Annotated in this window: 20 protein-coding genes and 1 pseudogene; 9 read left to right on the top strand and 12 right to left on the bottom strand. The window is 74.5% G+C overall.

Translation table 11 applies throughout. From position 1 onward, the window contains the following. Positions 1–6 precede the first annotated feature (6 nt). From ACFV0Q_RS05395 to ACFV0Q_RS05385, 3 genes are all read right to left on the bottom strand, one after another. The gene (locus tag ACFV0Q_RS05395; protein WP_385000738.1) at positions 7–1,062 is read right to left on the bottom strand and encodes a lytic polysaccharide monooxygenase; all 1,056 of its coding nucleotides are present in this window, start codon (positions 1,060–1,062) and stop codon (positions 7–9) included. Between the two features lie 230 nt (positions 1,063–1,292). Next, on the bottom strand, positions 1,293–1,775 hold the full coding sequence (locus tag ACFV0Q_RS05390; RefSeq protein WP_385000735.1) for a DUF402 domain-containing protein: 483 nt from the start codon (positions 1,773–1,775) through the stop codon (positions 1,293–1,295). Beyond that, positions 1,772–2,716, bottom strand: coding sequence for a GNAT family N-acetyltransferase (locus ACFV0Q_RS05385; protein WP_385000732.1), 945 nt, complete (start codon positions 2,714–2,716; stop codon positions 1,772–1,774). The genes ACFV0Q_RS05390 and ACFV0Q_RS05385 overlap by 4 nt, the downstream gene beginning before the upstream one ends. A gap of 72 nt (positions 2,717–2,788) precedes the next feature. Between ACFV0Q_RS05385 and ACFV0Q_RS05380 the strand changes: the two genes are divergently transcribed. Beyond that, positions 2,789–3,175 carry a GntR family transcriptional regulator gene (locus ACFV0Q_RS05380; protein ID WP_385000729.1) on the top strand — a complete coding sequence of 129 codons (387 nt, stop codon included), beginning with the start codon at positions 2,789–2,791 and terminating at the stop codon, positions 3,173–3,175. Positions 3,176–3,208: 33 nt separating this feature from the next. Here the strand turns inward: ACFV0Q_RS05380 and ACFV0Q_RS05375 are convergent, their stop codons facing one another. Continuing rightward, the gene (locus ACFV0Q_RS05375; protein WP_385000726.1) at positions 3,209–4,138 is read right to left on the bottom strand and encodes a zinc-binding dehydrogenase; all 930 of its coding nucleotides are present in this window, start codon (positions 4,136–4,138) and stop codon (positions 3,209–3,211) included. Positions 4,139–4,235: 97 nt separating this feature from the next. Here ACFV0Q_RS05375 and ACFV0Q_RS05370 point away from each other — a divergent pair, with 97 nt between their 5' ends. After that, positions 4,236–4,910, top strand: coding sequence for a TetR family transcriptional regulator (locus ACFV0Q_RS05370; RefSeq protein ID WP_385000723.1), 675 nt, complete (start codon positions 4,236–4,238; stop codon positions 4,908–4,910). Here the strand turns inward: ACFV0Q_RS05370 and ACFV0Q_RS05365 are convergent. Further along, entirely contained in the window at positions 4,907–6,004 is a 1,098-nt protein-coding gene (locus ACFV0Q_RS05365; RefSeq protein WP_385000720.1) for a DUF5925 domain-containing protein, read from the bottom strand. The two genes, ACFV0Q_RS05370 and ACFV0Q_RS05365, sit on opposite strands and share 4 nt — an antisense overlap. Positions 6,005–6,213: 209 nt before the next feature. Between ACFV0Q_RS05365 and ACFV0Q_RS05360 the strand changes: the two genes are divergently transcribed. Continuing rightward, complete coding sequence (locus ACFV0Q_RS05360) at positions 6,214–7,023, top strand: SGNH/GDSL hydrolase family protein (protein ID WP_385000717.1); 810 nt, start codon at positions 6,214–6,216, stop codon at positions 7,021–7,023. 11 nt (positions 7,024–7,034) lie between these two features. On the opposite strand, the gene ACFV0Q_RS05355 is transcribed toward ACFV0Q_RS05360, so the two are convergent. Beyond that, on the bottom strand, positions 7,035–8,597 hold the full coding sequence (locus tag ACFV0Q_RS05355) for a serine/threonine-protein kinase (protein ID WP_385000805.1): 1,563 nt from the start codon (positions 8,595–8,597) through the stop codon (positions 7,035–7,037). A 351-nt stretch (positions 8,598–8,948) separates the two neighbouring features. Here ACFV0Q_RS05355 and ACFV0Q_RS05350 point away from each other — a divergent pair, with 351 nt between their 5' ends. Continuing rightward, a complete protein-coding gene (locus ACFV0Q_RS05350; protein ID WP_385000714.1) occupies positions 8,949–9,218 on the top strand; it encodes a hypothetical protein in 270 nt (89 codons plus the stop codon). Between the two features lie 96 nt (positions 9,219–9,314). Here ACFV0Q_RS05350 and ACFV0Q_RS05345 read toward each other — a convergent pair whose 3' ends face one another. The 3 genes from ACFV0Q_RS05345 to ACFV0Q_RS05335 form a co-directional block, all read right to left on the bottom strand. After that, positions 9,315–10,574, bottom strand: a complete 1,260-nt coding sequence (locus ACFV0Q_RS05345; protein ID WP_385000711.1) for a CaiB/BaiF CoA transferase family protein — start codon at positions 10,572–10,574, stop codon at positions 9,315–9,317. 72 nt (positions 10,575–10,646) lie between these two features. Beyond that, the gene (locus ACFV0Q_RS05340) at positions 10,647–11,435 is read right to left on the bottom strand and encodes an ABC transporter permease (protein ID WP_385000708.1); all 789 of its coding nucleotides are present in this window, start codon (positions 11,433–11,435) and stop codon (positions 10,647–10,649) included. Next, a complete protein-coding gene (locus ACFV0Q_RS05335) occupies positions 11,432–12,427 on the bottom strand; it encodes an ATP-binding cassette domain-containing protein (RefSeq protein WP_385000705.1) in 996 nt (331 codons plus the stop codon). Before ACFV0Q_RS05335 ends, ACFV0Q_RS05340 begins: the two co-directional genes overlap by 4 nt. A 73-nt stretch (positions 12,428–12,500) precedes the next feature. Here ACFV0Q_RS05335 and ACFV0Q_RS05330 point away from each other — a divergent pair, with 73 nt between their 5' ends. Further along, a complete protein-coding gene (locus ACFV0Q_RS05330) occupies positions 12,501–13,229 on the top strand; it encodes a TetR/AcrR family transcriptional regulator (RefSeq protein ID WP_385000702.1) in 729 nt (242 codons plus the stop codon). 150 nt (positions 13,230–13,379) lie between these two features. On the opposite strand, the gene ACFV0Q_RS05325 is transcribed toward ACFV0Q_RS05330, so the two are convergent. Then, the gene (locus tag ACFV0Q_RS05325; RefSeq protein WP_385000802.1) at positions 13,380–14,501 is read right to left on the bottom strand and encodes a type ISP restriction/modification enzyme; all 1,122 of its coding nucleotides are present in this window, start codon (positions 14,499–14,501) and stop codon (positions 13,380–13,382) included. 131 nt (positions 14,502–14,632) lie between these two features. Between ACFV0Q_RS05325 and ACFV0Q_RS05320 the strand changes: the two genes are divergently transcribed. Continuing rightward, on the top strand, positions 14,633–14,800 hold the full coding sequence (locus ACFV0Q_RS05320) for a hypothetical protein (RefSeq protein ID WP_385000699.1): 168 nt from the start codon (positions 14,633–14,635) through the stop codon (positions 14,798–14,800). Between the two features lie 42 nt (positions 14,801–14,842). On the opposite strand, the gene ACFV0Q_RS05315 is transcribed toward ACFV0Q_RS05320, so the two are convergent. Both ACFV0Q_RS05315 and hmgA read right to left on the bottom strand, forming a co-directional pair. Continuing rightward, a complete protein-coding gene (locus tag ACFV0Q_RS05315; protein WP_266578055.1) occupies positions 14,843–15,592 on the bottom strand; it encodes a GntR family transcriptional regulator in 750 nt (249 codons plus the stop codon). A gap of 82 nt (positions 15,593–15,674) precedes the next feature. Next, positions 15,675–16,988: a homogentisate 1,2-dioxygenase gene (gene hmgA / locus ACFV0Q_RS05310; protein WP_385000696.1), complete on the bottom strand. Its 1,314-nt coding sequence runs from the start codon at positions 16,986–16,988 to the stop codon at positions 15,675–15,677. Between the two features lie 206 nt (positions 16,989–17,194). On the opposite strand from hmgA, the gene ACFV0Q_RS05305 reads away from it, so the two are divergent. The 3 genes and pseudogenes from ACFV0Q_RS05305 to ACFV0Q_RS05295 form a co-directional block, all read left to right on the top strand. Beyond that, on the top strand, positions 17,195–19,279 hold the full coding sequence (locus ACFV0Q_RS05305; protein WP_385000693.1) for a right-handed parallel beta-helix repeat-containing protein: 2,085 nt from the start codon (positions 17,195–17,197) through the stop codon (positions 19,277–19,279). A gap of 279 nt (positions 19,280–19,558) precedes the next feature. After that, positions 19,559–20,380, top strand: a complete 822-nt coding sequence (locus ACFV0Q_RS05300; protein ID WP_385000799.1) for a hypothetical protein — start codon at positions 19,559–19,561, stop codon at positions 20,378–20,380. 134 nt (positions 20,381–20,514) lie between these two features. Continuing rightward, positions 20,515–21,043: pseudogene (locus tag ACFV0Q_RS05295) on the top strand (hypothetical protein); the annotation flags it as partial.

The raw sequence follows: 21,043 nt of genomic DNA, 5'->3' as shown, positions 1-21,043 counted from the left end.
CCACCGTCAGCGGCCGGGACGCCCGGTCGCCGACCGGCGGCGGGCCAGGCCGAACAGCACGGCCGCACCCACGGCCAGGACCCCCGCCCCGGCGACAGCGATCGCCGGGGTGGCGCCGTTGCCGCCCGTCTGCGCGAGGTTGTCCCCCTGGAGGGCGGACGGGGACGGGGAGGAGGGGGCCGAGGGGATCGGGGAGGTGCCCGTCGCGCCGTTCGTCTTCGGGTCGTTGTCGCCGTGGCCGCCGTGCTCCACCGTGGACTTGCCCGCGCCGTCGGAGATCTGCTCGTCCGTCGGCGCCTTGGCCGGCGGGACGTCCTCGCCGGCGGCGGGCGCTGCGGAGGGCTTGGCGCCGGGCCGGGCGGAGGGCTGCGTACTCGGCTTGCCGCCCGGGGTGGTCCCCGTACCGGCGCCCGCTCCGCCGTCCTTGCCGAAGACGACGTCCGAGCAGGTGTAGAAGGCCTCGGGGCTGTCCGAGCGCTGCCAGACGCTGTAGATCAGGTGACGGCCCGTCTTCTTCGGGACCGTCCCGCCGAAGACGTAGTCGCCGTTCTGCATGCCCGGGTCCGTGGCCTTCGCGAAGGGCGCGGGCTCCAGGTCGGACCACTTCAGCGGCTTCGTCGGGTCGTAGCCGTCCTTCGTCACGTACAGCTCGAAGGAGCCCTTGTGCGGGGCGGTGCCCTTGTAGCGGAAGGTGTGCGGCCCGGCCGTCATCGGGCTGGCCGGCCAGTCCGCGCGGGCCAGGTCCAGGCCCTTGTACTTGCTGTTGCCCGCCGAGCACAGCTGCCCGTCCGGGATCAGCTTCTTGCTCTGGCCGGCGGCGTTGGCGATGTTCACCGCGTTCCAGTCGTAGAACGCCTGTGCCCCGCTCGCCGCCACGGCGGCCTTGCACGCCGCCGACTTCGGGGACTCGGGCCCCTCCGCGTAGCAGGCGGCCACCCGGCTGACCGGGTCCGTCATCGAACCGTGGGCCACCGCGGGCCCGGCGGCGTACGCGGCCACCGCGAGCGGGGCGAGACCGGCGGAGGCGATACGGACGGCGGTGCGGCGACGGGATGCGGGCATGGGTGGATCTCCTTCGGGCGCAAGGCGGGGGTGTGCCGGCGGAACGGGCCGGGCGGTGCGGCGCCGCCCCCCGAATCGGGTTCCCGACGCCGCGACCGGCCCTCCCCGGCCCCGCCAAACTAGCCCGCCGAACCCGCCCCGACCCCGGGATCCGGGCCCCGCCGACGATCCTTAGGGTCCCTTTAAGGAAGGGCTAAGCGGGCCCACAGAAAGGGCCCCGAAATGCCCCGTCAGACGAGCAGCGCGGACAGGCCCGTGGCCGAGCGGGCCTGTTCGTCGAGGGTGTCGAGGGCGCGGACGGCCTGGGCGGCGGCTTCCGGGTCGGTGGTGGTGAGGCCGCTCGCCGCGAACTCGTCCTCGTCCAGCCGCAGGGCGGGGCCGCCGTCCGCCGGTACCCACAGGTCCAGGTCCAGGTCGTCGACGACGATCTCGCCCCCGCGGACCACCGCCGGGCGGGTCACGTCGCAGTACCAGCCCTTCAGGACGCCTCCGCCGCTCCACACCTCCTTGACCGCGAACCAGCGCGTGCGCCAGAAGTGCTCGACGAACACGTCGCCCGGCTCGAAGCGCACGAACCCGAAGTCCCGCACGTCCTTCGCCGCCCAGGGCGCGCGCACGGAGATGCGGTCCCCGTCGTCGGACACCTCCACCGCCGGGTAACTGATCTTGGTGCGGCCGGCCTTGGTCAGGGTGACGGTCCATGCGGTGGTCACGGTGTGGCTCCCAGCTTCTTCGCGTAGCGCGTCTCGGTCGCGCAGATCTCGTATCCGAACCAGTCGTTGACCGCGAGCATCGGCCCGTTGCCGGTGTCGTTGCCGGTGAACGCCTCCGTGTACCCGGCCGCGCGGGCCCGGTGGAGGGAGTCGTTCTTGGCGAGCTTGGCCAGCCCGCGGCCCCGGTGGGCGCGCAGGGTGCCGGTCATCGCCGAGGAGTAGCGGGTGCGGCCGTCGGTCCGGGCGGCCGAGAAGGCGGCCACCGCCCCGTCGACCAGGGCGACCGTGGTCAGTTCGTGGTCGAGGGACGGGTCGTGCCAGATGCCGTCCAGCCAGTCCTGGTAGTCGTTCAGCGCCGTCGGTACGTCGCCCGGCTCGTCGGACGCCACCTCGGCGTCGGCCTCGAACAGCGGGCGCGGATCGGCGGCGAAGGCGGAGCCGGGCAGCAGCTCCACCCCGGCGGGCAGGGTGCGGGGGAGCGGCGGCAGGGCGGCGGCCGCCAGGTCCAGGCGCAGGAAGTGCGCGGAGCGCCCGGTGCGGTAGCCGCGCCGTTCGGCGAAGGCCCGGTGGGCGGGCTCGTCGATGACCCAGGCGTACGCGTCCACGGCGCCCCGCGCCGCGAGGTGCTCCTCGGCCGCGCGCAGCAGCGCGCTCCCCGCGCCGAGGCCCCGGTGCGCGGGGTCGACGTAGACGTTCAGGAACGACTGGCCGGGCTCGGGGCTGTCGTACGCGAGGCCGACCTGCGTGGTGCCGACGACGCGGCCGTCGGGGGTCTCGGCGAGGAGCAGGCGGTAGCACTTCGCGGCGGGCGCGCCCGCCAGTTCGTGCGCCACACCGGCGGCGGTGGTCACCATGAAGGGCTGGGCGGCGCGGCGCACCCGTACGACGGCCTCGGCGTCGGCGAGGTCGCCGGGGCGCAGATCGCGGATCACAACAGTCATGCGGCGGACGTTACGGGCGGTGCGGTGGCCCGCGCCCGCGAATTAACCGGGGGATGGGGGACAATCGGCCGCGTGACCTCGACCAACCTCAGGATCAGGATCGACGGCTCGGCCGGTTCGGCCGCCCCGTACGAACAGCTGCGCGCGCAGATCGCGGACCAGGCCCGGACGGGGAAGGTCCCCGCGGGCTACAAGCTGCCGACGGTGCGGGGACTGGCGGAGGAACTGGGCCTGGCCGCGAACACGGTGGCGAAGGCGTACCGGGCGCTGGAGGCCGACGGGGTGATCGAGACGCGGGGCCGCAACGGCACGTTCGTCGCCGCCGCCGAGGGCTCCTCCCGGGAGGCGGCGCAGGCCGCGCAGGCGTACGCGGAACGCGCGCACCGCCTCGGCCTGACGGAGGCGGAGGCCGCCGGAGCCGCCACCGCCGCCCTCCGCGCCCGCTACGCCGCCGGCTAGCCGGCCGCCCCGGCCCCCACGGCGCACGGCGGGTCAGATCAGGTCGAGGACGGCCTTGCCGTGGAGGCGGCGGTCGAGCAGGGATTCGACCGCCTCCGCGGCCTTGTGCCAGCCCCCGCGCCAGGCGATCCGCGGGTCGAGTTCGCCGGAGGCCACCAGGGCCGCCAGGCGGGTCAGGTCCGGGGCGAGGTCCGTGCAGGCGAGCAGGAAGAACGTGGTGAGGGTGCGGTCGTGGCGGCCCTGGTCGCCGAAGAAGGCGCCGTACGGGAACGCCTCGCCCTGGTCCGTCGCGTGTCCGACGGCCACGAGCGTGCCGTGCTCGGCCAACCGGGCGTAGGCGTCGACCAGTTGTCCGCCGCCGACCAGGTCGACGACGCCGTCGACCGGCGCGTCGACCGCGAGCGGGCCCGCGACCACCTCGTGCGCGCCGAGGGTCCGCAGACCCGGGCCGTGCGCGTCCGGATCCCCGGTGGACGCGATGACGTGGGCGCCGCCGAGCCGGGCCAGCTGGACGGCGTACCGGCCGACACCGCCCGTCGCGCCGGTGACCAGCACCCGCCGGCCGAGGATCGGGCCGAGCCGGCGCAGCGCGCGCAGTGCGCTGGCGCCCGCCACGGGGACGGTACTGATCGCACCCGGGTCCGCTCCGTCCGGGACCAGGCCGATCAAGTCGGTGTCCACGGCCCGGAGTTCGGCCCAGGCCCCCTCCGTGCCGAGCGTCACCACCGAGGTGCCGGCGGCCGGGCCCGAGCCGTCGGCGGCGGCCCGCACGACCACCCCGGCGGCGTCCCAGCCGAGCACCGCGCCCTCGGGTGCGCTCTCCAGCCCGTGGCGGACCTCGCCGAAGTTGAGCGAGGTCGCGGTCACCCGGACGAGTGCCTGGTGAGGGGTGGGCAGGGGGTCGGGGGCCTCGCCGAGGCGCAGGCCTGCGGGTGCGGAACGGTCGACAAGCAGCGCGCGCATGGGTGTTGAGCCTCTCATCAAGGACGGGCGGCATCGTTGTGCCACTGAGTGGCATAAACCTATAGGAGGCATTCGCGTCTTGGGTACACTGGCTCCGATGAGCACCGAACCCCCGTCACGTGAGCCCGCCGAGCGTCCGCCGCTGCGTGAACGCAAGAAGATCCGCACCCGCCAGGCGCTGGTCGACACCGCCCTGGACCTGTTCACCCGACGGGGCTTCGACGGGGTGACGCTCGACGAACTGTGCGACGCGGTCGAGGTGTCCAAGCGGACGTTCTTCCGGAACTTCACCAGCAAGGAAGACGTCGCCATGGCGCCGACCCAGGACCTGTGGGCGGCCTTCCTCGACGACCTGGAGACCCGCGAACCCGAGGGCCGCCCGGTCCTGGAGATGCTTCAGGAGTCCCTGCTGGCCGCACTCGGCACGATGACCGCCGACGACTGGCCGCACCGGGTCCGGCTGGGCGGGCGGCTCGCCGCCGAGACCCCGTCCATGGGCGCGCACGGCCTGGCCTTCTGTGACCGCACCACCCGCACGGCGCTCGCGATCCTGCACCGGCGCCTCGCCTTCGACGACCCCGGCGACCTGCGCCCGCGGCTGGCCCTGGACGTCCTGGTCGCGGCGTTCCACTGCGCCCTGGAGGCGTGGACCACCTCCCCGGGCGCCCCGTCGCGCACCGCGCTGGCCGCCCGCCTCCGCGAAGCCTTCGCCGCGGTCCCGGGCAGCCTGACCCTGACCGCCGCCCTGCGCCCGGCCCAGGCGCGGCGCTAGAGGTAGAGGCCCGCCTCCGAGGTGTGGGGCTGGGCGGGGACGACCGCCGCCGGGCCCGTGCCGCGTCGCAGGGCGAACAGCTCCGCCAGGGTCGCGCCCTCGCGGGGCACGCCCTCGTCCGTGCCGAGCCAGTCCACCGACTCCCGCCGGGTCAGCGGGCCGACCTCGATGCGGGCCAGGCACCGCCCCGGGCGGACCACGGCGGGGTGGAGCCGCTCCAGGTCCTCGTTGGTCGTGACGCCGACCAGCACGTTGCGGCCCTGCCCCAGCAGACCGTCCGTCAGGTTCAGCAGCCGGGACAACGCCTGGCCCGCCGTGTGCCGGGCCTCCCCGCGGATCAGCTCGTCGCAGTCCTCCAGCAGCAGCAGCCGCCAACGGCCCTTCGCGGAGCCCTCGTCCTCGCCGATCGCGATGTCCATCAGGTAGCCCACGTCGTTGAACAGCCGCTCCGGGTCCAGGACGCAGTCCACCTGGCACCACTCCCGCCACGACCGGGCCAGCGTGCGCAGCGCCGACGTCTTCCCGGTGCCCGGCGGGCCGTGCAGGAGCAGCAGCCGGCCCGCGATGTCGTCCGGGGTGACCTTCATCAGCCGGTCCATCGCCGCCGCCACCGGCGCGGTGTAGTTCGGTCGCACCTCGTCCCAGGTCCCGGCGGAGATCTGCCGGGTCGTGCGGTAGGGGCCGCGGCGCGGGGAGACGTACCAGAAGCCCATCGTGACGTTGTCGGGCTGCGGTTCGGGCTCGTCCTGCGCCCCCTCCGTGGCCTCCTCCAGGACACCGGCGGCGAGTTCGTCGCTGATGGCCGTCACCGTCACGTCGGCGCCCCGGCTCCAGCGGGAGACGAGCACGGTCCAGCCCTCGCCCTCGGCGAGCGTGGCGCTGCGGTCGGTGTCGCGCGCCGAGCGCAGTACGGTCGCCCGCGGCGGCAGCAGCGTCGCCTCCGGCTTCACCCGGTCGATCGTCACGCTCTGCGCGTAGGGCTGCTCGCCGGACGCGAACCGGCCGAGGAACAGGGCGTCGACGACATCCGACGGTGAGTCACTGTCGTCCACGTTCAGGCGAATCGGCAGTGCGTCCTGCGGGTCTGCTGGCATGGCGCCCATGATCCGGCACGATGTGGCCTCATGCACCCGTGTTTCGCCGGATCGAGTGCCGTGCCGGTGTCGGATTCCCTCTTCAAACGCGTCGCGGGTGAAGGTTCCGGGTCAACCCTGCCCCGAACATTCTTGGCATGAACACTTCCACAAGGTCGCGGCTGCTTGTACCACGGACTCAGGAGTAACCCCCACAAGGAGCCGCATCCATGAGCAACAGACTGTCGCGCTTCGCAGCCCTCACCTCCTCCCTGCTCCTCGCCGCCGGCGCCACCCTGCTCGGAGCCGGCCAGGCGGCCGCCGCCCAGGCCGACTTCGGCTACGTCGCCCTCGGCGACTCGTACTCCTCCGGCGTCGGCGCCGGCAACTACGACGGCGCCAGCGGCGACTGCAAGCGCACCAGCCGTGCCTACCCGGCCCTCTGGGCCGCCGCCCACTCCCCCCAGACCTTCTCCTTCGCCGCCTGCTCGGGCGCCCGTACGGGTGACGTCCTCAACGGCCAGCTCGGCCCGCTCAACTCCGGCACCGACCTCGTCAGCATCACCATCGGCGGCAACGACGCCGGATTCGCCGACGTCATGACGACGTGTGTGCTCCAGTCCGAATCCACCTGCGTCAGCCGCGTCAACCAGGCCAAGGCGTACGTGGACTCCACCCTCCCCGGCCAGCTCGACCAGGTCTACAACGCCATCCACGGCCGGGCGTCCGGCGCCAAGGTGGTCGTCCTCGGCTATCCCCGCTTCTACAAGCTGAACGGAACCTGCGTCACCGGCCTCACCGAGGGCGAACGCAGCGCCATAAACGGCGCGTCCGACTACCTCAACGCCGCCATCGCCAAACGCGCGGCCGACCACGGCTTCACCTTCGCCTCGGTCGCCGGATCCTTCACGGGCCACGAGATCTGCTCCGGCGACGCGTGGCTGCACAGCCTCAACTGGCTCGACATCGGGGAGTCGTACCACCCCACCGCCGCCGGACAGTCCGGCGGGTACCTGCCCGTCTTCACCGGCAAGGCCTGACAGCGGTCCGCTCAGGGGCTCGCCTCCGGCGTCGGCTTGGGCCCCGGGGGCGGGGTCCCGCTCGGTGAACCGGAAGCAGGAGGGGAGGAGACCCCGCCCGTCGGGGTCTCCTTCTCGCACGTCACGGAGAACTCCAGCCACGGCGAAGCCGTCTGCTGCGGCCGGCGCACCTCCAGCCGGACCGCGTCCTTCAGGGTCGCGCCGGCGCCCGTCCCGCCGCCGGACTCGGTGTGGTTCAGCTGGCGTGTCCGGGGCCCGTCCGCCTCGTACGCGATGCTCTGCCAGTCCGGCCCGGGCGCCGGCCCGCTGCGTGTCACCCAGCGGTACTCCACCACGGCGGGCGTGCGCGCCACCTCCAGCGTCCCGGTGAAGGAGGGCGCGGCCACCTCGGGCGGCGGGCAGCTCCCGCCGTAGGCGGCGCGCAGGGTGTGCACGTAGACGGTGACGCCCTGCGGGGGCGCCGAACTCGCCGGCGCGGAGGGCGAGGGCGAGGCCGACGCCGAACCGGACGGCGCGGCGGGAGCGGACGCGGAGGGCGGGGCCGTGCCCGAAGGCCCGGCGCTGCCGTCGGCGCCGCCGGTGTCCCGCAGCAGGAGCCAGCCCAGCAGGGCCAGCGCCAGCAGCAGCACCACGATCCCGAAGGTCAGCACCAGCCCGGCCCGCCCCTGCCGCGGCGCCGGCCCGGGACCGGCCCCGCCCCCGGACGCGGGCGTCGGCAGCGGCATCGGCGGGGTCGCCCCGTACGGCCCGTCCCCCGGGTGCAGGGCGGCCGTCGGAGCGTCCGGGCCGCCCGCCACCGGCCCGCCGGAGGCCCGTACGGTCCCGCCCGCACCGATGATCCGCAGCATCCGGGAGGCCTCCGCCGCGGCCAGCCGCTCCCGCGGGTCCTTGCGCAACAGCCCCTCCAGCACGGGCTCCAGCGGACCGGCCCGGCGCGGCGGCGGCGGTTCCCGGTCCACCACCGCCTGCAACGTGGACAGCGGGGTGTCCTGCCGGAACGGCGAGATCCCCTCCACGGCCGCGTACAGCATCACCCCGAGCGACCACAGGTCCGACTCGGGACCGGGCTCACGGCCCAACGCGCGCTCCGGCGCCAGGAATTCGGGGGAGCCGACCACCTCGCCGGTCATCGTGATCGCCGAGGAGCCCTCCAGGCTCGCGATCCCGAAGTCGCTCAGCACCACCCGCCCGTCATTGGCGATCAGCACGTTGGCGGGCTTCACGTCGCGGTGCAGCACCCCCGCCTCGTGCGCCGAGCGCAGTGCGGCCAGCACCTGCTCGCCCAGGTGCGCGGCGCGCTGCGGGGTCATCGGGCCCTCGCCCTCCAGCACCTCCGCCAGCGAGAGCCCGCGCACCAGCTCCATCACGATCCACGGCCGGTCGTCCTCGGTCGCCACGTCGTAGACGGTCACGACCCCGCGGTGCGTGACCCGCGCGGCCGCCCAGGCCTCCCGCTCCAGGCGCCGGTACATCCGCGCCACTTCGGCCGGATCCAGCCCGGCGGGCGCCCGTACCTCCTTGACCGCGACCTCGCGGCCCAGCACCTCGTCCCGGGCCCGCCAGACGATTCCCATGCCGCCGCGGCCCAGCGGGCCGAGCAGCCGGTACCGTCCGGCGACGACACGCGCGGCGTCCCCGCCTTCGTTCCCACTCACGCCTACCCCCAAGCGCCACCGGGTGATCACTCCAAGTTAGCGCAGTGCGCGCCCGGTGACCCCTGTCGTGACGGCACTCCCCGACCTCGCTCACGGAGCGTTCCCCAAGTGGGCCGATTTGTGCGGAGAGTGACGGTCGACTGCGTTGAGTAATCGTCAACTACCCGTAACTACAGGGGTAATTCACACCACCGGGATACCCGAGTGTGACGCCGGGGCGATAGGGTTACCCTGCCCGGGCCGGGTGCCCTCGTACGGGTGGGGAGAGACATGGAACAGATAGCGATTCGCAGCAGGCCGCCTCGCGTGCCTGCCATCACCTGCGGGAGCAGCGCGGTCAGCTCGCGCCTCGACCGCCATCTCGCCGTGCTGGGCGGTCCCGCCGTCCCGCACCACGAGACGGCCGAGGCGACCCTGCTGATGCGCGAGCTCACTTCCCGCGACCACACGCACGTCCAGCGGAGCCGGAGCGCGCGCGTCGCGCTGTTCGCCCCGCTGCGCAGGCTGCGGCGCACGCTCTTCGGCAGCCGCCGCTCGTAACTGCCCCCGCGACGCGGCCGGCCCGCCCGGCCGCACCCCGGCCCCGCACCCACTCCGGCGTCACCGGGGAGGATCCCCCGGCGACCCCTCCCGGCCTCAGGCGATCACACCGTCCCGGCGCAGTGCCGTGAGCTGCGCGCCCGTCATCCCCAGGGCGCGCAGCAGGGCGTCGGTGTGTTCGCCGAGCGCGGGCACCGCCCCCATCCGCGGTTCCGCGCCGCCCGGCAGCCCGATCGGCGGCAGCAGCGCGCGCAGCGGGCCCGCCGGTGAATCCACCCGCCGCCAGCGGTCCCGTGCCGCCAGCTGCGGGTGCTCCGCCAGCCGCGCCACCGAGTTGAGCCGCGCGCAGGCGATCCCCGCCGCCTCCAGCCGCCCGATCGCCTCGTCCGCGCCGAGCCGGCCGAGCGCCTCCGCGACCACCGCGTCGGTCTTCTCCCGCCCGCGGGTGCGGGCCGCGTTCGTCGCGTACGCCGGGTCCTCCGCGAGGTCCGGCCGCTCCAGCACCTGCCGCGCGAGGCGCCGCCACTCCCGGTCGTTCTGCACCGACAGCAGCACGCGGTCCCCGTCGGCCGTCGGGTAGGCGTCGTAGGGCGCGATCACCGCGTGCGCCAGGCCCGTCCGTACGGGCTGCTCCCCGCCGTGCATCGTGTGGTGCAGCGGATGCCCCATCCACTCGGCGAGCGCGTCCAGCATCGACACCTCCACCGGTCCGCCGCGCCCGGTCGTCCCGCGGCGCAGGAGGGCGGCGAGCACCCCCGAGAAGGCGTACATGGCGGCGGCGATGTCGGCGGCCGGGATCCCCGCCTTCACGGGACGCCCGGGCGTGCCGGTCACCGAGACCAGACCGGCCTCGCACTGCACGAGCATGTCGTAGGCGCGCTTGTGGGCGTACGGGCCTTCGGGCCCGTAGCCGGAGATGTCCACCGCGACCAGCCGCGGGTAGCGGGCGCACAGGGCGGCCGCGTCGAGGCCGAGCCGGGCGGCGGCGCCGTGCGCGAGGTTCTGGACGAAGACGTCGGCGCCGTCGAGCAGGCCGTGCAGCAGCTCCAGCCCGCGCGGGTCCTTCAGGTCGAGCGCGACGGACTCCTTGCCGCGGTTGGCCCACACGAAGTGCGAGGCCAGGCCCTGGGCGGCGGTGTCGTAGGCACGCGCGAAGTCGCCGCCGTCGGGGCGCTCCACCTTGATGACCCGGGCGCCGAGGTCGGCGAGCTGGCGGGTGGCGAAGGGGGCGGAGACGGCCTGCTCGACGGCGACGACCGTGAGGCCGGCGAGGGGGAGGGGCAGCGGGGGCGGCGGCCCGGGCGGGGGCGGCTCGGCGGCGGGGGCCGGTTCGGTGTCCGTCTTTTCGGTGTCCATGACCCCGATGCCTATCCCGGACGGCCCCGGTCTGTCACCCCCTCCAGGGGCTCCCGTGGGCGTCGTACGGGTTCAGGCCGGGCCCCGCGCGAACCGGCGGGTGGCCGCGGGCACGCACAGCGCCAGCAGGAGCAGCGACCACAGCACCGCCCCGGCCACCGGATGCGCCGCCGGCCAGGCCGCGCCCGGCGCCGCCTGCCCGCCCGCGTTCCCGCACAGCTCCCGTACGGCGGTGGCGACGGCGCTGATCGGGTTCCACTCCGCGACCGTCCGCAGCCAGCCGGGCAGCCCGGACGTCGGCAGGTAGGCGCTGGACAGCATCGGCAGCAGGAAGGTGGCGCTGCCGAGCTGGCCCGCGGCCTCCTCGCTCCGGCTCACCAGCCCGAGGTACGTGCCCGCCCAGGCGGCGGCGAAGCGGAACAGCAGCAGCACGCCCAGCGCCCCGAGCGCGCCCGGCAGTCCGTTCTCGATCCGCCAGCCCATCGCGAGACCCACCAGCATCAGCGGCACCATCGACACCGCCGTGGTCAACAGGTCGGCGGTCGTCTGCCCCAGCGGGACGGCGGTCCGGCTCATCGGCAGGGTCCGGAAGCGGTCCATCACCCCGCGGTGCGCGTCCTGCGCGGCCGTGAACATGCCGGTCATCAGGCCGTTGGCGGCGGTCGCCGCGAGCAGCCCGGGCACCAGGAACTCGCGGTACTCGGAGCCGGGCATGGCGAGCGCGCTGCCGAAGACGTACCCAAAGAAGAGCAGCATCGTGATCGGCATGGTCTGGGTCAGGATCAGCAGCGCCGGGGCGTGCCGGGCCTTCTGGAGCTGGCGGGTGAGGACGGCGCCGCCGTCCGACAGCAGGGTGCTCACGCGGCGTTCTCCTTCTGCGGGGTGGGGGTGGAGTTGGCGGTGGTGGCTGTGGTGGCCGTGGTTCGGGTGAGGCGCAGGAAGACCTCGTCGAGGGTGGGCGGGCGCAGGCTCGCGTCCGTCACCGGGATGCCGGCGGAGTCGAGGGCGCGGATGACCCGGGGCAGGGTGAGCCCGGGGTCCAGGACGGTCACCCCGACCGTGAGGCGTTCGGCGTCCAGGGCGGGCAGGCCCCCGGTGAGCCGGTCGAGGACCGCGGCCGCGCCCGCGAGGTCCGGCTCCCGGGCGACGGTGACCTCGGCGTAGGAGCCGATCCGGGCCTTGAGGGCGGCGGGGGCGCCGGTGGCGACGGCCCGGCCGCGGTCGACGACCACGACGTCGTCGGCGAGCCGGTCGGCCTCCTCCAGGTACTGGGTGGTGAGCAGCACCGTGGTGCCCTCGTCCGCGAGTTCGCGTACCGCCGTCCAGATGTGCGCGCGGGCCGCCGGGTCCAGGCCGGTCGTGGGCTCGTCCAGGAACAGCACCCGGGGGCGGGTGATCAGACCGGCGGCGAGGTCGAGGCGCCGTTTCGTGCCGCCCGACCAGGTCGAGGCCACGCGGTCGGCGGCCTCGGCGAGCCCGAAGCGCTCCAGCAGGCCGTCGGCGCGCTCGCGCCCGGCCCGGCCGCGCAGTCCGGCGAGGCGGGCGAACAGCCGGAGGTTCTCCCGGCCGGTGAGGTCCCCGTCGACGGAGGCGTACTGGCCGGTGACCCCGATGGCGCGGCGGACGGCGGCCGGGTCCCCGGTGACGTCCTGGCCCGCGACCAGGGCGCGGCCGGCGGTGGGTGCGGTGAGGGTGGTGAGGATCCGGACGGCGGTGGTCTTGCCCGCGCCGTTGGGGCCCAGCAGCCCGCAGACGGAGCCCTCGGGCACGGCCAGGTCCAGGCCGCGCAGGGCGCGTACCTCCCCGTAGTGCTTCTCCAGACCTTCACTAAGTACAGCGTACGTAGTTGTCATGTGCGGAACCCTACCCCACTACGTACGGTGTACGTAACTAAGATGGTGGCGAGACGACGAGGTGATGTGACCGATGACAGCCGGCGGGAGCCCCGCTGAACCCGAAGTGATCTGGACCCGCCCCGTGCGGGCCGGGCGCGGACCGCGTCCCGCCCACAGCCGGGACTCCATCGCGGCCGAGGCGGTGCGGATCGCCGACGCGGAGGGGATCGAGGCCGTTTCCATGCGGCGCGTGGCGGCGGGGATCGGCGCGGGGACGATGTCCCTGTACAACTACGTCCCCCGCAAGGAGGACCTCCACGAGCTGATGGTCGACACCGTCAGCGGGGAGTACGAGTTCACCCCGCCGACCAGCGACTGGCGGGCCGACCTGCTCGCACTCGCCCGGCAGACCCGCGCCCTGATGCGGCGCCACCCGTGGCTGCCGCGGCTGCTGAGCCCGGTGTACGGCTTCGGCCCGAACGCCCTGCGGTACCTGGAGCACAGCCTGGACTGCCTGGCGCCGCTGGAGGTGTCCGCCGGGGAGAAGCTGGAGCTGGTCGCCGCCGTCAACGGCATGGCGTCCACCTTCGTGGCGGGTGAACTGGCCCTGGCCGAACGGGCCCGCTCGCTGCCGTGGAGCGAAACCGCCGAGCAGGACGTACGGGCCGCCTGGCTCGGCTCCCGGCTGGCGACGGGGGAGTACCCGCGCCTCGCGGCCGCCCTCGCCGCGAGCGGCCCCGTACCCGCGCCCGGGCTGGACATGGCGGCCGTCTTCGACCGCTCGGTCGGCCGCTTGCTGGGCGGATGGGGCGGGGTCTAGGGCGGCTGTTCGGAGCGGTCGGGGCGGTCGGGGCGCTTGAGGCGGCCGCCCAGGGCAGCCGCTCGGACGGCTCGGGGCGGCCGCTCGAAGCGGCGGCTCAGGATGGCCGCCCCGGGCGGCCGCTCGGGGCGGCCGTTCAGGCCGCCCGGTTCAGAGCAGGGCGAACTGGCCGCCCGGGCCCTCCTCGTGGTGGTCCAGGACCGAAGCCGGCCGCCGGGCCCAGCGCGGCGGCGGCAGTACCCCGGCGGCCGTCAGCTCGGAGCCCGTCAGCGGGGGCCCCGGCGTGAACGCCGCCCGCTCCGGGGCCAGACCGGCCAGCAGCGCCAGGGTCGTCACCAGGGCCGGCAGCTCCGAGGTCCAGGCCTGCGGCCACTGCGCGGGGCCGAGCGCCTCCAGGCCCCGCGCCTGCGGATCCCGGTGCGCGTTCCGGGCGGCGAACCAGGCCTCCAGCACCCGCGCGCCCTGCGCCTCGTACTCCCAGGCCGCCACCGGCACCGGGGAGATCGCCCCGTCGCCGAGGGTCAGCGTCTCGGCCTCCGGGTCGTAGCCGAGCCCCTGCGGCCACACCGTGACCGCCGCGCGCACGTACGGCCGCCGCCCGCCCGGCAGCCGGGGCGGCTCCCCGCCGCGCGCCCCGCGCAGCTGTACGGTGAGCAGCCGGTGGCCCAGCTCCAGCCCGGCCCGCCAGCGCTCCGGGTCCGCCGCGAGCGGGACCTCGTACCCGCGGGGGCCCGGGCGGCCCGCGGCGAGGATCCAGCACAGCACGTCCTCCGGGGTGACCCAGCCGCCGTGGCGCGCCCCCAGCAGCGGCAGCAGGCCCGGCGCCAGATTCGGCTCGGCGCCGCCCGGGCGCCGGTGCAGCGGGCGGATCCGGCCGAGCCGGCCCGCCGGGAGATGGGCGGTGACCAGCGGCTCCGGGGCCTCCACCGTGAACAGCTGCTGCGCGTCGAGGACCCGCCACAGCTCCGGCCGGGCCGAGTCGATCAGCCGCTGGTCGGGCAGCAGCCACTGCTCGTCGAAGGGCGAGCGGACCACCCGTACGGGATCGGGGAACGGGCCCGGCGCCTCGGAGAAGCGGGCCGTCGCCGAACGCTGCCCCGGCAGCGCGGCCGCCCCCGCCGAGGGCGTACGGGTCCGGCTCGGCCGGAACAGCCGCTCCCGCTCCGCTCCTTCGGCGCCGGTCAGGGCCGTCCAGCGGGCGCGCAGGGTGGCCGGATCCGGCGCGGCCACCCAGTCCCGGCCCAGGCGCAGGCCGCCCACGGACCAGGGCATCAGATCGTCCAGCAGCGGTACGTCTTCGCTCACCCGGCAGATGGTAGCGACGGGGCGCCGGGCCCGGGCCGTGTCCCGGCCGAAGCGTTACGCTCCTTATGTACCCATCCGTACCGATGCAGGAGTCGGTCATGAGCCAGTACGACGAGTACTCGACGCCGTCGCAGGCCGAGGGGGAACGCCTCGACGAGGACATGGACGAGAAGCAGCGCAAGGAACGGCACCCCCAGACGATGCGCACCACGCCCTCCCAGGCCGAGGGCGAACGCGGCACGGAGGAGATGGGCGAGGACCGGTAGCGGGAGTGGGAGTGGGAGTGGGAGCGGCCGGGCCGGCCGGGGTCAGGGCGCGTCGACGGTCACGGTGAAGGAGAACCGGTCGCCCCGGTACCGGATCCGCGCCACGTCGGCCACCCGTCCGTCCTCGTCGTACGTCACGCCCGTGTAGTGCAGGATCGGGCTCAGCAGCGGCACCTGGAGCAGTTCGGCCGTGACCGGGTCGGCCAGCCGCGCCTCGACGGTGTCGGTGATCCGGCTGATCCGGACCCCGACCACGTCGCGCAGCACCTTCGTCATCGGCCAGCGCACCAGATCGTCCAGGTCCACGGCGTCGGCGAACTCCGGGCGGACCGCGTTCTCGGCCCAGTTGGTCGGCTCCCCGCTCTCCCCGTCGAGCCGCAGCCTGCGGTACGTGACCACCTCCGCGGTGTCCGGGAAGTGCTCCAGCAGCTCCCCGGACACGGGCGTCCGCTCCCGGCCGAGGATCTTCGTCCGCTCGCCCGACTGCTGGGCCACGATCGCGTCCACCGACCCCAGCAGTCGCACCGGGGCGCTGCGCCGCGCGCCCGGCTCGATGAAGGTGCCGCGCCGGCGGTGGCGGCTGATCAGCCCCTCGCCCTCCAGCTCCTTGAGCGCCTGGCGCATCGTCAGGACGCTCACCCCGTAGTGCTCGGCGAGCTGCTCCTCGGTCGGCAGCCGCAGCGAGGCGTCCGGGGTGCGGCCGAGTATCGAGGCGCGCAGGGACTGCGACACCTGGTACCAGAGGGGCAGCTTCCGGTTCAGTACGAGGGAGTCGGGGGCGAAGGCGGTCACGGGTGGTTCTCCGTACGGCGGAAGGCTGGAATGCAGGCGGCGGGCGTGCGCGCACCGGGATGCGCGCGCACGCATGCGCATGTTAGGCGCGGAAGTGGCGCTGGAGACCCTCCCAGACGTCGTCGTATCCGCGCTGGAGGTGCTCCGCACCGGCCGCCTGGGGGGTGGCGGTGATCGGCCAGCGGGTCTCGAACATGAAGGCCAGTCCGTCGTCGATCTTCTGCGGCTTCAGTTCGGCGGCGCTGGCGCGGTCGAAGGTCTCCCGGTCCGGGCCGTGCGCGGACATCATGTTGTGCAGCGAGCCGCCGCCGGGCACGAAACCCTCGGCCTTGGCGTCGTAGGCCCCCTCGATCAGGCCCATGTACTCGCTCATCACGTTCCGGTGGAAGTACGGCGGACGGAAGGTGTCCTCGCCGACCAGCCAGCGCGGGGCGAACACCACGAAGTCCACGCCCGCCAGGCCCGCGGTGTCGGAGGGCGAGGTCAGCACCGTGAAGATCGACGGGTCGGGGTGGTCGTAGCTGATCGACCCGATGACGTTGAAGCGGCGCAGGTCGTAGACGTACGGGACGTGCGTGCCGTGCCAGGCCACCACGTCGAGCGGGGAGTGGTCGTAGGTCGCCGACCAGAGGTTGCCGCAGAACTTGTTGACCACCTCGGTCGGGCGCTCCGCGTCCTCGTACGCGGCGACCGGCGCCCGGAAGTCGCGCGCGGCGGCGAGGCCGTTGGCGCCGATCGGGCCGAGGTCGGGCAGCTCGAAGGGCTGCCCGTAGTTCTCGCAGACGTAGCCGCGGGCCAGGTCGTCCAGGGGCTCGACGCGGAAACGGACGCCGCGCGGGATCAGGGCCACCTCGCCGGGGCCCGCGCTCAGCAGGCCGAATTCGGTGCGCAGCAGCAGCCCGCCGCGTTCCGGGACGATCAGCAGCTCGCCGTCCGAGTCGCTGAACACCCGGTCCGTCATGGGGGCGTTGGCGGCGTAGAGATGGATGGCCATGCCGGTGCGCTGGGCGGCGTCGCCGTTGCCGCCCAGGGTCCACAGGCCGGCCAGGAAGTCGGTGCCGGGGGCCGGGTCGGGCAGCGGGTTCCAGCGCAGCCGGTTGGGGTCCGGGACGGCCTCGGTGAAGGGCGCGGTGCGCAGGGCGCCGTTGCCGGTCCGGGTGAAGGCGGGGTGTGCGGCCGAGGGGCGGATCCGGTACAGCCACGAGCGCCGGTTGTGGCGGCGCGGCTCGGTGAAGGCGCTGCCGCTGAGCTGCTCCGCGTAGAGGCCGAGGGGGGCGCGCTGGGGCGAGTTGCGGCCGTGGGGGAGTGCGCCGGGCACGGCCTCCGAGCTGTGCTCGTTGCCGAAGCCGGTGAGGTACTCCAGCGCCTCCGCCGTCTTCCTGGCCTGCTCGCTCATGTGCTGCTCCCGCTCCGTCGAAGGAATCCTATGCCAGACAGTAGGATTCCCCGCCCACCCCGTCAACGCCCCCACGCTCCACATGGCCGAATCCCCACTGCCCGGCGGGTCCGGCCGGGGCGCCCGGCGCGGCGATCCGGTCAGGGCTCCGCGGGATCGCGCACGGGGGGATCCCAAAAGGTGAACAATGCTCTACTCTCTCGCGCATGTCGTGGACCCGCAGGTTCCCTGCCGTGCCGGCGGCGCTCCTCGCCGCCCTGCTCGCCCTCCTGTCCCTCTTCGCCGCCGCGCCCGCCGCCCGCGCGCACGAAGAGCGCCCCGTCGCCCTCCCCGACGGCACCGGCTCCGTCCCGCAGTACCGCGCCGCCGAGCCCGACCTGATCGTCTGCAAGACCGACCGGCCCGCCTTCGAACGCCGGATCGCCGCGTTCCCCGACGATCTGCGCCGCCGCAACCTCGCCCTCTACGAACGCTGCGAGAAGACCGGCTACCGCCACCTCCAGGAGGCCGTGGACGCCGTCGACCGCCCCGGGATGAACATCGCGATCCTCCCCGGCCTCTACGAGGAGGAGCCCTCGCTCCCCATACCGACGGACGAGTGCGCCGCGCTGAAGGCCCCCTTTTCCGCGCTGGGCTACCAGATCCTGTCCTACGAGCAGCAGCTGGCCTGCCGCCACAACCAGAACCTCGTCGCGATCCTCGGAAAGACCGGCCTCCAGATCGAGGGCACCGGCGCCTCGCGCACCGACGTCGTCATCGACGCCAAGTACCAGAAGCTGAACGCCATCCGCGCCGACCAGTCGAACGGCATCTACTTCCGCAACTTCACCGCGCAGCGCACCACCTTCAACTCCCTGTACGTACTGGCCGGCGACGGCTTCGTCATCGACGACGTACTGACCCGCTGGAACGACGAATACGGCTTCCTCACCTTCGCCAGCGACCACGGGCTGTACAAGAACTGCGAGTCGTACGGCAACGGCGACTCCGGCATCTACCCCGGCAGCGCCTCCAACATCAACGACGGGCGCGGCTACGACGTGCCCCGGTACTCCATCGAGATCACCGGCTGCCGCAGCCACCACAACATGGTCGGGTACTCCGGCACCGCCGGTGACTCGGTCTGGGTGCACGACAACGAGTTCGACCAGAACATGGGCGGCGCCTCGATGGACAGCGCCTTCCCCGGACACCCCGGCCTCCCGCAGAACCACGCTCGCTTCGAGCGGAACCTGATCCACGACAACAACGCCGACTACTACCCCTACGTGGCCGACGGCACCTGCGCGAAGCCGCCCGTCGAGCGCGGCTACGAGCAGGGGGTGGTCTGCCCGCAGATCTCCATGCCGCCGGGCACCGGCATCATCACCGCCGGAGGCAACTGGAACCTCTACGAGGACAACTGGGTCTACGGGCACCGGCGCGCGGGCTTCTTCCTCAGCGCGGTGCCGGCCTTCATCCGCGGCGAGGAGAAGTGGTCGAAGCAGACCGACACCTCCCACCACAACCGGTACGCGGGCAACGTCCTCGGCAAGGACAAGTCCGGCGCCTCCCGCCCCAACGGCACCGACGTGTGGTGGGACGGGCAGGGCCGCGGCAACTGCTGGCAGGACGGCCCCGACGGCTCCACCCCGGGCACCCTCCCGCAGTGCGGGGACGCCCGCGGCGCGGTCAGCGGCGCCTCCGCCCGGCTGGTGGGCGAACCGGTGAAGCTCGCGCAGCTGCTGGTCTGCGCGGACTACAACGTCCAGGCCCGCAAACTCCCGGCCGGCTGCGACTGGTACGGGGCCCGTGGCCTGGAGCGGGTGGAGACGCAGGCCGCGCTGGCCGTGGCGGCGGTGCTGCTGCTGGTCGGCGGGGTGCTGTGGTGGCGCCGCCTGCGCCGCTCCCGGCCGGGCACGGTGGCCGCCCTGCTGGGGCTGGCCGGGCTGGCCCTGGACGTGGCCGGCTCCACCATGCCGCTGCAGGACACCTTCGTCCCGGCCCTGGCCCTGCTCCTGCTCGGCCTGTGGTGGACCGGCACCGGCCTGGCCCTGCGGCCCGGGCGCCCCTGGCTGGCGCGCCTGACCCTGCTGCTGGGAGCCCTGACCCTGCTGGACGCCTTCGACAAGGCCGTCCTGATGATCCCCTGGATCCCGCTGAGCCCCGCCTGGATACGGTCCCTGATCGCGGTGGTCTGGGTGCTGTGGGCGGCCGTCGCCGCAGCCCGCCCGACCCCGCCGACCCCGGCCCACCCCACCGCCCCCTCGGACGGCCAAGCCCCGCCCCGGCCCACTCTTCGGACCGCCTGACCCCACCCACCACCGGGTGACCCCCGCACCCACCCCGACCCGCATCCCGGCCACCGGCCCAACCCGGCCGAGGCGTCGGCCGTGACCCTCGTCCCGAGGCCTGACCCCCAGCCGTCGCCCGCACCCATGCCGGGCAGGTGGCGACTGGCGTCGGCTCCGACCCCTACCGGATACCGGAGGACCGAATTGAACGTCCCCGCGCAGGAAGACATCCGGTGCGACGTCTGCCGGCCGCCCGCCCCGGCGCCCCGCCCGCCCCGGCGCCCCACCCGCACGGCAGTGCTCGTCGCCGTGCTGCTGCTCCTCGCGGGCGGCGCGGCCACGGGCTGCGGAGGCAGGGCCACCACCCACCACAAACCCGGCACCACCCACGAACAGGCCTCCGGCAGCACCGGCACCCTGCTCGACACCGAGGACGGCGGCGGCCACCGCCTGCGCGAGGTCCCCGCCCAGGGCGCACCGGAGGTGAAGCTCACCGTCCGCCCCGACTCCGAAGATGGCTGGAACCTCCAACTCGCGGTGACCAACTTCCACTTCACCCCCGACAGCACGGGCGGCGCCGCCCTCCCGGGCGCCGGCCACGCCCACCTCGACCTCGACGGCCGCAAACTGGCCCGGGTGTACGGCCCCTGGTTCCACCTGCCCGCGGCGCAGGTGCCCGAGGGCGCGCACACCCTGACCGTCCGCCTCTACGCCGACGACCACACCGCCTGGGCCGTCGCCGGCAAACCGGTCGAGGCAACCGTCGCGCTGACCGCGGGCCCTCCGGGCCAGGAGTCCCACCGTCACCCCGACACCACCCCGACCGGCTCACCGGCACCCCCCGAGGCACCGCAGGCCGACCGGACCGTCACCCTCACCGTCCGGGACGGCAAGGTCGTACCCGCCACCAGCCGCACCGAGGTCAAGCGCGGCGAGCGCATCGCCCTGCGCGTCACCAGCGACCGCGCCGACACCCTGCACGTCCACGGCTACGACAAGGAACTCGCCCTGCCCGCCGGCCAGGAGGCCACCCTGGTCCTCACCGCGGACCGCACAGGCCTCTTCGAGGTGGAGACCCACGCGTCCGGGCTCGTCCTGACCCAGCTCCTCGTCCGATGACCCCCGGCCTCGGGGCGGCGGCCCTGGGCCGGGCGGCCTCGCCCGGGGTGTGGCCCGGAGCGCAGGCGGGACCGGTGGCAGGAGCGGCGGGACCCGTGGCCGTGCCCGAGCTCGGGGCGGGGCCCGGCCAGGGCGTGGTCCTTCACCCGGCCGACCCGTCGACCCTGCTCGCGCACGGGATCGGCTCCCAGCACGATCTGCCCATCTCTCCCTTCTACGCCTTCGCCGGAGCCTTCGCCGCGCTGTTCGTCTCCTTCCTCGCGCTCGGCCTCCTCTGGTCCGTCTCCCGTTTCCGCGGCGACCGCTCCGGCCTGACCCTGCCCGCCGGGCTCCAGCGGGCGGCCGACGCGCCGGCCACCCGCACCGCCCTGCGCGGGCTCGGTCTCGCCGCGGCCCTCGCCGTACTCCTCCACCTCCTCCTCGGTCCCGACGACCCCGCCCGCAACCCCGCTCCCGGTGCCGTCTACGTCCTCCTCTGGGTCGGACTCGTCCCCGCCTCCCTTCTCCTCGGTCCCGTCTGGCGCCTCCTCAACCCGCTGCGCACCCTGCACCGGCTGCTCTGCCGGGCCCGCCGCCGCGCGCCCGCCGCGGGCCGGCCCCTGCCCGGCCGGCTCGGCCAATGGCCCGCCGCCGCAGGCCTGTTCGGCTTCACCTGGCTCGAAC

Source organism: Streptomyces sp. NPDC059564, assembly GCF_042735575.1.
Taxonomy (GTDB): Bacteria; Actinomycetota; Actinomycetes; order Streptomycetales; family Streptomycetaceae; genus Streptomyces.
Note: the sequence above shows the minus strand (reverse complement) of the source record. Positions and strands in the feature narration are given on the sequence as shown.